Source organism: Aeromonas sp. R9-2, from assembly GCF_040908025.1.
Taxonomy (GTDB): Bacteria; Pseudomonadota; Gammaproteobacteria; order Enterobacterales; family Aeromonadaceae; genus Aeromonas; species Aeromonas veronii.
In genome coordinates this window covers 239,387-250,884 of the sequence record NZ_JBFOCX010000025.1, presented here as the reverse complement: position 1 = coordinate 250,884, position 11,498 = coordinate 239,387, and the positions used below count along the sequence as shown (strand labels likewise).

The window sequence follows — 11,498 nt, the reverse complement described above, 5'->3', positions numbered from 1 at the left end:
TCCCCCTGCTGGGAGGGGCGCTGGCCCCTCCCTCTATCGCGATTCAAGACAGATGGGGTGTCAATCTATCTGCGGATGAGTATTCGCGGTCAGTTCCACATCGGGGAGATGCGGGCTTCCAGGGTCTCTTGCTGCTCTTCAGGCATATCGCTGAAGAAGTTGAGCTGGGTTTGCTCTTCCACCTCGCGTACCGAGACCCGGTAGTCGGCGATCTGGCTGATGGGCACCTCTTCCTGCGGCATGATAAAGGCGATGGCCTGCAGTCTGGCCGGGTCCATCACGATCTTGTAATAGGCGCTCGGGATCGCCACACCCTGACCGATGGACTCTTCAGAGCCGGTAAAGATGGGGCCGGTGATCACCTGCACATCCTTGCGGGAGACCGCCCACTTGTTCACCTTGTCCTCCAGCACGCGCCACGCCTTCTGGTTGAGCACCCCGATCTGCGGCGTCATGTTGCTCAGCAGGAAGCTCTCTTTCATAGTGTTCTTGTTCGATTTCATGTCCCCCGCCGGGGCCTGATGACCACGGTCGTAGCCCGAGCCCTTGTAGTCGGAGAGGGTGGCGCGGTAGGCGACCGGGATCTCCCTGTCCTCGGCGAAGGCATCCTTGCGCGGCACTGTGCCCTGTGCGCTCTGGGCTGTCATCCGGTAGGAGACCCAGTCCGCCACCTTGTAGTCGTAGTTGTAGCCGACCGCATACCCTTCACGGCAGAGCTTCTGATCCGATTCGGAGGGCAGGCCGAAGCGCACGTGCTCACCGCACTCCCAATGGGCGGCCAGCAAGGGGGTGGCAGTGAGGGTGAGGGTAACAGCCAGAACCAATTTATTGATTTTTATCATTTTTGTGATGCTCCAGTTTAGTAGGCGGAGCCATTTGACATGAGATCTGACCAGCGCTTCAATTGCTGTTTTTTTACACGTCACCGTTCTGTGACGGCTCGCCAAGATCCGTGATGTGACAGGTTAATATGTTTTAAATCAGTGGCTTGGTCGGTGGGATGATGTGCGGTTGCTCGGCAGACAACGAAAAGGGGCCCGCGATGGGCCCCTTGTGATGAGCTGTCTGACTGCTATCAGGCGGCGTTTGCCTTGTTGCCCAGCGTGCGGGCCAGCAGTGCTTCCGGATTGTGAATCGCCTCCTTGGTCTTCACATCGATGACTTCGATATCGGTGAAGCGCTCGCGGTTCTTGATAGCCACGTCGTGGGCGAAGATGACGCAGCGGGCGTTGGCGACATCCTTGGCGGTAATGCGGTTGATGATGCCGTTGGCGCCCTGGGTCTCGACCTTGATCTTGATCCCCTGCTTGGCGGCGGCCTTCTGCAGGCTCTTGGCGGCCAGGAAGGTGTGGGCAACGCCAGAGGGGCAGGCAGTGATGGCCAGTACGTCCGCTTCTCCTTCCGCTTCAATGACTTCGAAGCTGGTTTGGGTGGCGGTCACGTCATCTTCTTCGCTCACCGGCTTCTTCAGCAGGTTGACGATGATGGCGGTGGTCAGGGCGCCGAGGATGGTACCCAGGATGTAGCCCATCTTGCCTTCAACAACCGGCAGGACAATCCAGCCACCCCAGGGGGCGTGGTTGATACTGTGCATCATAAAGCCGGTGATGTTGCCGACGATACCGCCTGCCACGATGGCCGGGATAACGCGCATGGGGTCAGCAGCGGCAAACGGGATGGCACCTTCACTGATACCGATCATGCCCATGATGGCGGCCGCTTTACCGGATTCACGCTCCTCTTTCTTGTAACGCTTCGGAGACATAAAGGTCGCCAGTGCCATACCCAGTGGCGGTACACAGATGGCGATACCGACACCACCCATCAGCCAAGGCTGGGTGTTGACCTGAGTCTGGGCAAACAGGGTCGCAACCTTGTTGACCGGGCCGCCCATATCGAAGGCGGTCATACCACCCAGAATGGCACCCAGCATCACTTTACCTGAGCCCGCCATGCTGGAGAGCCAGTGGTTCATCCCTTCCATCATGGCGGCGATCGGGGCACCGATCCCCCACATCACGATGCCACACACCAGGAAGGAACCGATCAGCGGATAGATGAAGATAGAACCAAGGGAGGTCATTGAGTCAGGCAGCTTGATCCGTTTGAGCTGATTGACCACGAAACCTGCGATAAAGCCCACCAGAATGGCGCCGAGGAAACCGGTTTGATAGTGCTGAACGGCAATCCAGGAGCCGATCATGCCCGGAGCCAGGCCCGGCTTGTCAGCCAGCGAGTAGGCGATGTAGCCACCCAGTACGGCAGTAAACAGAGTCAGACCGGCGATACCCATGGTGGCCATGTCTTTAAGGAAGCCCGCTTCCGGTACGGCGCCCTTGCCGCTCATCATCACCGACAGGGAGAGCAGCACACCGCCCGCCACGATGAAGGGGATCATGTGGGAAGTACCAAACAGCAGGTGCTGCTTCATGGTGTTGAGGCGATCCTTGAAGGTGCGCTCTTCGGGGGCCGCCGGGGCAGTGGCTGCCGGTTTGGCGGCTGGCGCCGGTTTTTCCATTTTCGGGCCTTGCTTGAGCAGGGTCATGGCTTGCTCGACGGTAGTGGCCGCTTTCATCTGCTCGATAAAACCCGGTTCCAGCAGACGGGTGGAGAGCTCGGCCAGCACTTCGATGTGGTGGTTGGCGCCGCCATCCGGGGAGGCGATCATGAAGATCAGCTGGGTCGGCTTGCCATCTTCGGCGCCGTACTCGATACCCTGACGGCTGACACCGATGGCAATGGCCGGACGACTGACCGCCTTGCTCTTGGCATGGGGCAGGGCGACACCCTGCTCGAAGCCGGTGCAGTCCAGCTGCTCGCGGGCCCAGATATCCTTGACGAATTGCTGTTGATCAGACACGGCGCCATCGCGCGCCAGCATCTGTGCCATCTCGTCGAACAGAGCCTCCTTGCTGGTGGCCTTCAACTCCAGGCAGATGAGTCTGCCGTTGGTCATGGTGGGTAACATATTACTCTCCTGGCTCCGTTGCCGAGCCGCATGATGGGGGGAACAATTGACCTGGATATTGTTCTCCCGTTGGCGCGGTGCCGAAATCGGACAAATGTGTCGTTTACTGGATTTTTGTGCTGTGCAAGTCGCCATGTGACCCAGCTCGCATATCATCATGAAAGCCAATTCATACCGATTCTTTTATTTTTTTAAATAAAAACAATTAATTGTGAGTGCGTCTTGCTACTTGTATGAGAGCAACGAAAAGGTTTCGTCTTCGGAGGTATGGAGATTTGTGTGCTGTTTTGAGGGCGGAAAATGTGAAGGTGCTGGCAAAACGCGTTGAGATAACAATCAGAAAGAGAGAGGGCAGCTCTTGATGTGAGTCAATCCATCCACTGCTCACTTGTTATGTGCAGCATTGGTGTCTTCGGGTTTTGTATGGTTCCTTATTTGACAAAGCCCGCCACTATTATGAATGGCGGGCTGTTTAGTGCTTCAGCCTTATTGAGCTGATTAATGAGGGGAGGAGAATCGGGCGTTATGTCCGAAACTTGCGTACAACCTCCTGCAGTTGTGTTGCCAACAGGTTGAGGTCGTTGCAAGCCTGAGCCATTTGTTTGGCGCCGGTCGCCACTTCTTCCGAGGCATTGCTGATGTTGACTACATTGCGATTGAGCTCCTCGCTTACCGCCCCCTGCTCTTCAGTTGCGGTGGCAATCTGAATATTCATGTGGGAGATACTGTTAACCGAGCTACTTATTTCAGCAATAGAGGCTCCCGCTTCGCGAGCAGTATGGACCGTCTCGGACATCATATCCTGACTCTGTTGCATGGTGACGCCCGCTTCGTTAGCACGCTGCTGCAGTTCGGAGATGATGTGGTTGATCTGGGAAGTGGAGTCTTGGGTTCGTTTGGCCAGAGTGCGGACTTCATCTGCAACCACGGCGAAACCACGACCTTGTTCACCGGCTCGGGCTGCCTCGATTGCCGCATTCAGTGCCAGCAGGTTGGTTTGCTCGGCAATCCCCTGAATGACTTCAAGCACCATGCCGATATTTCGGCTGTCATCACCCAGCTGGCGGATCACCAGAGCAGTCTCTTCGATGGCTGTAGCCACCTTTTCAATCCTGCCGATTGAGTCATTGACGGTTTCATTGCCTTGTGCGGCTGTGTCGCTGGCTGACGTTGCTGCGCTGGCGGCGTCGTTGGTGTTGCGGGCCACCTCCTGTACCGTGGCTTGCATCTCGTTCATGGCTGTGGCCAGCTGATTGAGCTCATGTTGCTGGGCGCCCATGTTGTTGGCTGATTGCTGTGCCACCGCGCTGATCTCTTCGGCGGCCGCACCCAACTGCACTACCGAGCCGGAAACCTCGTTGACCAGCATGCGCAGATTGGATTGCATCTCGTTGAACCCTTGAGCCAGCTTACCCAGTTCGTCATGGGAGAATTGCTTCATGTCGAGTTGGCTGGTGAGGTTGCCTGCCGCCACCTGGCGTGTCTGCTCCAGCAGGGTCATCACAGGATTTCTGATCTGCCGGATCAGCAGCCAGGCCACAATAACGACGAACAGCAAGGTTAGCGCACCGACTGTAGTGCTCAGCAGTTTTGCCCGTTCATAGGAGGCCTCACTCTGCTTGGTCAGCAGGTTGGCGACCCGATCGTTCTCCTTGCGAAGCTCCAGACCATCCTGTCCTGCCTGCTCGAGGGCTGCGCGAGATTCGTTTTTGATCAGCGACTGCACCTTGGCAATATCTCCCTGCCGTATGGCTGTTTCCAAGTCACCATGGGCTGAAAAATATTTGGCTGCTGCAGTTTTCAGCTCTGCAAACATGTTGCGATCTCGCTCCGACACAAAAGGCATTGATCCATACCGTTGCTCGGCGGCCATATACTGACTCTTTGCCGCTTCGAAAGACTGTGTGCTGCTGTTGAGGGAGTCGGGATCCTTGCTCAGTGCATCTATCACCATGTTCAGTTCGGCACGACGAGCGTCCAGCAAGGACACATGCATCTGGCTGGATGCCCGGATGGAGGGAACGATATTGTCGCTGACCTCACTGGCGTCACGGTAAATATTGGAGAGTTGTAAAGTGGCAAACCAGGCAAAACCCAGCATCAACAAAGCGAGAGTGGTAAACGCCATGGTCAGCTTTTGCCCAATTGTCATTTTTGTCAGCATATATCCTCTTTTATCTATTTTTGTCAGCGGATCTTTGTGTGAAATTTATATCGGCGAATGGATGTGATACCTTAAAAATAAATCAAATAAAAGAGATCTTAATCACAGAGGGTATTTAAGGTCTATTTCTTTACTGCAATGAGGTTTGGCTGGCATATCAAAAAATAAATATCAAATCTCTCATTACCCTGCTTTTAAATTGATTAAATTATCATTTCATGCGGCCTGGCTTTTTTACGGATTACGTCAACTGAAGGTGTGGCGTAAAAGAAAAGGCGCTATATATCATAGCCTTATTGTTTTTATTAAGTTGTTATTTTCGACAAAGAACGAATGATCTGCTTGGAATTAAATTATAGAACGACTAGAAAATAGGGCCGCATCTCGAAAATTCAAAAGAGATTCCTTTCGTTTGCATTATCAATGGTTCTGTATGACTACGTTTGCTAAATGTTTCCAGACCGAATGATGATGGCTGGGGAAAGGTTTAATGGCGATGCATCTATGTGCTGTTTTAGTTTTCATCAGGGGGTGAAAATAGTAGAGGATAGAGTTGTTATTTTTATTTCCTCCATTTTAGCCGGATACTCAGAGTGTCGCCGTTGCTTGTGCAGGCTGGAAATTTCTTCGTTCCAGCAGACCAAGCCATCTGCATCAGGGGAGCGCCAAGCTTGGGCGACAAACCTGTGGCGCTGGTTGTGGGCAGGATGCATTCAGGGATGGACTTCAGAGCGAGATGCCTGAAGGAAGGTAGGCATAAGAGAGCAGTAGAGATACAGACGGACTTGACGGGTAGGTCATATTGCTCTGTTGGGAGGGGGAGGCATATTCCCCCTCCAACAAGAGTCGGCTCTTATGCTGATTAGCAGCGGTTGCCGGCGCGGGCGACCCGCCCTTCGGCCAGCAGTTGATAACTGCCAGTCGCTGCAGGAATAAAGGCTGATTGCCCCTTTTCCAGACGCAGTGACTGTTCGCCCTGCTTGAGGGTCACTGTGTCATCGATGGCAAACAGGATCTCGGCGCTGGCAGTGGTGAGCTGATGCTCGCCAGCCGGGTAGACGCTGAAGGTGAAGTCAGGTACCGGTACCTCGAAGTGCTGCACCGATCCTTCAACATGGGGAGCAAGCAGGATCTGGTCATCCGGCTTGGCCAGGCAGCGGGTGCAGTCCAGCAGTTCTGCCACATCGATGTATTTGGGGGTGAGGCCGGCGCGCAGCACGTTGTCGGAGTTGGCCATGATCTCGAGACCCGTGCCGCGCACATAGGCGTGCGGGGTACAGGCATCGAGGAACATCGCCTGACCGGGTTTGAGGGTCACCACGTTCAGCAGCAGCGGCGAGAAGAGTCCGACGTCGCCCGGATACTGGGCCGCCAGACTGGTGATAAGGGAAAAGGTCTCCTCATCCTGATGGGCGGCGGCATAGGCCAGCAGCCCCGCCAGCGCCTCCTCCTTGCGCGCCCCTTCCAGTACCAGCAGCTGGTGGAAGAAGTGCTGCAGGCCCGCTTCATTCTGGCTGGCGGCAAGGGCTGCGGTCAGATCGGCGATGGCCGTCAGATTGACCCGCTCGAACAGTGCCAGAATGGCGGGGATGGCGCGAAAGCCGTTCATCGCCTGATAGGGGGTGAGGGCAAAGACCAGCTCCGGCTTATGGTTCGGGTCCTTGTAGTTGCGATTGCTCGCCTTGATATCGATGCCTGCGGCCTCCTCTTTGGCAAAGCCCGCTTCGGCCTGAGCCTTGCTCGGGTGCACCTGAATGGAGAGAGCCTTCTCGGCACACAACACCTTGAACAGGAACGGCAGGCTGCCAAAACGGGCGAAGGTGGCCTCACCCAGCGCGGCGGCCGGGGCCCGGTCGATCACCGTAGAAAGCTTTTGCACACTGCCCGCCAGCGTTACCTCGGAGCAGCCGTTGGGATGGGCGCCCATCCAGAGCTCGGCCTGGGGTTTGCCTTGCGGGTTGGGAATGCCAAACAGGGTGGTGAGGGAGTCATGACTGCCCCAGTCATAGCCTTGAATCGGGTTTTGCATCAACAGAAAGGAGGGCAGATCGCTACTGCTCATAAGGGACGCCTCGTCTAGTTTGAAGAAAATCGGGTGCAGAAAAGGGTGGCATTACTGCTGTGGACCGGACTATAACATGGGCGGTCGTGCGCGCCGCAACCGCTTGCCTCTCTCTTGATCAGGATCACCATGTCTCTCATCTTCAGCCAACTGCTCGACGGAGCCCTGAGCGAACAGGTTCCATTTGACCAAATCTGGTTTGCCAGTGAACAGGGGGTGCCACCCAGTTTCAGCTATCAGGTCAACTTTCCCCGCCTCGAGCTGGTCTTTAGCGGCGAGTATCTCAACCAAATTGGGGACAGGGAGGAGGGGGTCAGAGAGATCAGTGTATTGCCGGGACAGGCGCTCTATATCCCTCCCAACGGCTGGAACAAGCCGCTCTGGACCACCGACTGCTCGGTGCTGAGCCTGCTGTTTGGCAAACGCCAGCTGGGGTTCAGTCTGGTGAGCAAGCGCCGTGAAGATCCGGACTTTTTCGATGTGCAAAAGCACAGCATCATGGCGCGGGCGGGCCATGTGATCGAACACATTTTGGCGGCGCTGAACGTACTGACCGAGGATCCTGGTCGCTCCCCCACCGATGATCACCTGCTGCAGGCCCTGCTGGCGAGTGCCCGTCAGCTGTTGCTGGAGTCCGCCACGGATCGGCCACGGGGGGCAGAGCTCTTTCACGGGATCTGCATCTATATCCAGGAGAACTTTCACCGTCCCATCACCCGTGACTCCATTGCCCACCGCTTCAACGTTTCAGCCAGCCATCTCTCCCACCTGTTTCGCGAGCAGGGTCATATGCGCCTTGCCGATTACATCAGCTGGGTGCGGATCGATCGGGCCAAATTCATGCTGAAAAAGTACCGCTTTCGTCTTGAGGAGGTTGCCAGTCGCTGCGGTTACAGTGACGTGAACTACTTCTGCCGGGTGTTCAAACAGAAGACCGGCTTGACCCCTTCCCAGTATCGTTCCCTGAGTCAGCCGCAGGCGGTGGCCAGCGAGCTGGAGGGATAACGGGGCTGGGTCGGGAAGGCGTGGTGACGGTGCACTGGCGGGTGGCTACCTCTTTGGTCTGACATGCTTTCTTGTCGTTTTATTATGAAAATGAATGGGCTAAGATGGCCGCGCGCAACAAACAAGTTGATAACAAACGGAAGTTAGGAGATGCCGATGGAAAGCAAAGTAGTTATCCCGACCCAGGGCCAGAAAATCACAGTCGACGCCAGCGGCAAGCTGCAGGTTCCCAACCATCCGATCATTCCGTTTATCGAAGGGGATGGCATCGGTGTTGACGTAACCCCGGCCATGTTGAATGTGGTGAATGCTGCGGTCGAGAAAGCCTACAAGGGCGAGCGCAAGATCGCCTGGATGGAGATCTATACCGGCGAGAAATCGACTCATGTCTATGGCGAAGGTGCCTGGCTGCCGGCCGAAACCCTGGATTTCATTCGTGAATATTGCGTGGCCATCAAGGGCCCGCTGACCACGCCGGTCGGTGGCGGTATTCGCTCCCTCAACGTAGCCCTGCGTCAGGAGCTGGATCTCTACATCTGCCTGCGTCCGGTGCGTTACTACGACGGCACCCCGAGCCCGGTGAAACGTCCTGATCTGACCGACATGGTGATCTTCCGCGAAAACGCCGAAGACATCTACGCCGGTATCGAGTGGAAGGCCGACAGCGCCGAAGCAAACAAGGTGATCGCCTTCCTGCAAAACGAGATGGGCGTGAAGAAAATTCGCTTCCCGGAGTCCTGCGGTATCGGCATCAAGCCGATGTCCAAGGCTGGTACCGAGCGTCTGGTGCGTGCCGCCATCGAGTATGCCATCGACAACGATCGCGACTCCGTGACTCTGGTGCACAAGGGCAACATCATGAAGTTCACCGAAGGTGCCTTCAAGGATTGGGGTTATGCTCTGGCCCAGAACGAGTACGGTGCCCAGCTGATTGACGGCGGCCCCTGGTGCTCCTTCAAGAACCCGAAAACCGGCAAGACCATCGTCATCAAGGATGTCATCGCCGATGCCTTCCTGCAGCAGATCCTGCTGCGTCCGGCCGAGTATGACGTCATCGCCTGTATGAACCTCAACGGCGACTATATCTCCGATGCGCTGGCTGCTCAGGTGGGCGGTATCGGTATCGCACCGGGTGCCAACATTGGTGACGGCGTAGCTCTGTTCGAGGCAACTCACGGTACTGCACCGAAATATGCCGGTCAGGACAAGGTCAACCCGGGCTCCCTCATCCTCTCCGCCGAGATGATGCTGCGCCACATGGGCTGGGTCGAAGCGGCCGATCTCATCATCAAGGGAATGGAAGCGGCAATCCGCAACAAGACCGTCACCTATGACTTCGAGCGTCTGATGGAAGGGGCCACCCTGCGCTCCTGCTCCCAGTTTGCTCAGGACATGATCGACCAGATGTAATCTGCTGCTTGCCAGAAACGCAAAACCGGCGCCATGTGCGCCGGTTTTTTTATCGCGAAAGAGTGAAGGGGCTTATTGCGCCTGCTCTACGTGTTGCTGATAGCGTTGCTGCCATTTGCTGGTTTCTGCTTCATCACCCTGGGCCTTCCAGAAGGCGCAGATGGTGTTGGCAAGTTCCGAAGCCATCGCGTGATCTCCGTCACGTCGACTCATCAGATAATCTCCCAGCCAGCTTTGATATTGTTTCATTACCCGATCTCCTTATCTCATGTGCCCTTGAGGGTGCCCACCTTGACGGGAGCCTGTCGGCTCATCCTGGGGGGAACATCATCAGGCATGATGGTGCAAAGTCACGACCCGGGCAGAGAGCCCAATGGGCAATCTGGCGGCGAACGTGACGCGAGATGTCAAAAAATGAGCGCCATTTTAGCACAAACTGACCAACTTGGGGAAATTGTCGCCATGGATTGCGACAGAACTGCCCCATCCCCTTGTTCCCAAAACAGAAAACCCGCCGTGATGGCGGGTTGATTTGCAGATAAATGTGGCAAAACAGCCTAGATCTTGGCGCTGGCCAGGTACTTTGCCATCTCTTCGGCAGGCACCATGCCACCGCCGGTGGCCCACACCAGATGGGTGGCCTGTGCCATGGTTGCGGCATCGAAACCGCGCCCGGTGAGCCACTCGGGATTGGCTGCCACCCGCCACGGGCCAGCCATACCCGCCAGGGCGGACGGTTCGAGTTCAATCTGTTCATCGCGAGCCAGCAGCCCCAGCAGGTCATACATCTCCTGATCGCTCAGGGTGTAGAAGCCCGCCAGCAGCCGCTCCATGGCGCGGCCGACGAAGCCGGAGGCGCGACCTACCGCGAGGCCGTCGGCTGCGGTGAGGTTGTCGATACCCAGATCCTGCACCGCAATGGCATCGTGCAATCCGGTGTGGACCCCCAGCAACATGCAGGGGGAGTGAGTGGGCTCGGCGAAGAAGCAGTGGACGTTATCCCCGAACGCGAGCTTGAGACCAAAGGCCACGCCGCCCGGGCCGCCACCCACGCCGCAAGGGAGGTAGACAAACAGCGGGTGGTCGGCATCCACCTTTATACCCATCTGGTCGAACTGCGTTTTCACCCGCTCGCCCGCCACCGAGTAGCCGAGGAACAGGGTGCGGGAGTTCTCGTCGTCGATAAAGAAGCAGTTGGGAGCGCGCTCGGCCTCTTTGCGCCCCTGTTCCACCGCCACCCCGTAATCTTCGGCATATTCGACCACGATGACGCCGTGTTCGCGCAGCTTGCGCTTCTTCCACTCCCGCGCATCGGCTGACATGTGGACGGTGACGGTAAAGCCGAGCTTGGCGCTCATGATGCCGATAGACATGCCGAGGTTGCCGGTGGAGCCCACTGCGATGCTGTACTGGCTGAAGAACTGGCGAAACTCGTCGCTGAACAGTTTGCGGTAGTCATCCTCTTCCCGCAGCAGACCAGCCTTGATCGCCAACTGTTCGGCGTGAGTCAGCACCTCGTAGATACCGCCACGGGCCTTGATGGAGCCTGAGATGGGCAGGTGGCTGTCTTTTTTCAGCAGTAGTCGACCGGTGACCTCAACCCCGTAGCGCCGGTTGAGCGTAGCCTGCATCGCCGGAATAGCGGCGATCTCGGACTCCAGAATGCCGTTGCTGGCGCGGGTCTCGGGGAAGGCTTCGCACATGTAGGGGGCGAAGCGGGCCAGCCGAGCGGAAGCGTCCGCCACATTGTGGTTATCGAGCCCCACATAGGGCAGACCGGCAGCCAGAGTGGTGGTGTTTGGGTTGAACCAGGTGACTGGCTCAAGCGCGATCAGGGATTGCACCAGTGGAAATTGCGCTGTGAGCTGTTGGACGTCGATGTTTTTCAT

Annotated in this window: 8 protein-coding genes; 2 read left to right on the top strand and 6 right to left on the bottom strand. The window is 56.7% G+C overall.

Features of this window, described 5'->3' with window-relative positions; all coding sequences use genetic code 11:
- Positions 1-89: 89 nt before the first annotated feature.
- The 4 genes from AB5Y71_RS13485 to manA form a co-directional block, all read right to left on the bottom strand.
- Positions 90-842 carry a DNA/RNA non-specific endonuclease gene (locus AB5Y71_RS13485; protein WP_047439217.1) on the bottom strand — a complete coding sequence of 251 codons (753 nt, stop codon included), beginning with the start codon at positions 840-842 and terminating at the stop codon, positions 90-92.
- Between the two features lie 233 nt (positions 843-1,075).
- Positions 1,076-2,968 carry a PTS fructose transporter subunit EIIC gene (locus AB5Y71_RS13480; RefSeq protein WP_368171784.1) on the bottom strand — a complete coding sequence of 631 codons (1,893 nt, stop codon included), beginning with the start codon at positions 2,966-2,968 and terminating at the stop codon, positions 1,076-1,078.
- Between the two features lie 523 nt (positions 2,969-3,491).
- The gene (locus tag AB5Y71_RS13475; protein WP_201950288.1) at positions 3,492-5,132 is read right to left on the bottom strand and encodes a methyl-accepting chemotaxis protein; all 1,641 of its coding nucleotides are present in this window, start codon (positions 5,130-5,132) and stop codon (positions 3,492-3,494) included.
- Between the two features lie 862 nt (positions 5,133-5,994).
- The gene (gene manA / locus AB5Y71_RS13470) at positions 5,995-7,194 is read right to left on the bottom strand and encodes a mannose-6-phosphate isomerase, class I (RefSeq protein WP_368171783.1); all 1,200 of its coding nucleotides are present in this window, start codon (positions 7,192-7,194) and stop codon (positions 5,995-5,997) included.
- A gap of 129 nt (positions 7,195-7,323) precedes the next feature.
- Here manA and AB5Y71_RS13465 point away from each other — a divergent pair, with 129 nt between their 5' ends.
- Positions 7,324-8,199, top strand: coding sequence for a helix-turn-helix transcriptional regulator (locus AB5Y71_RS13465; protein ID WP_368171782.1), 876 nt, complete (start codon positions 7,324-7,326; stop codon positions 8,197-8,199).
- Between the two features lie 156 nt (positions 8,200-8,355).
- Positions 8,356-9,609, top strand: coding sequence for an NADP-dependent isocitrate dehydrogenase (icd, locus tag AB5Y71_RS13460; RefSeq protein WP_033114311.1), 1,254 nt, complete (start codon positions 8,356-8,358; stop codon positions 9,607-9,609).
- Between the two features lie 72 nt (positions 9,610-9,681).
- On the opposite strand, the gene AB5Y71_RS13455 is transcribed toward icd, so the two are convergent.
- Together AB5Y71_RS13455 and AB5Y71_RS13450 are read right to left on the bottom strand one after the other, a co-directional pair.
- A complete protein-coding gene (locus AB5Y71_RS13455; RefSeq protein ID WP_005337712.1) occupies positions 9,682-9,858 on the bottom strand; it encodes a hypothetical protein in 177 nt (58 codons plus the stop codon).
- 308 nt (positions 9,859-10,166) lie between these two features.
- On the bottom strand, positions 10,167-11,498 hold the full coding sequence (locus AB5Y71_RS13450) for a D-serine ammonia-lyase (protein WP_368171781.1): 1,332 nt from the start codon (positions 11,496-11,498) through the stop codon (positions 10,167-10,169).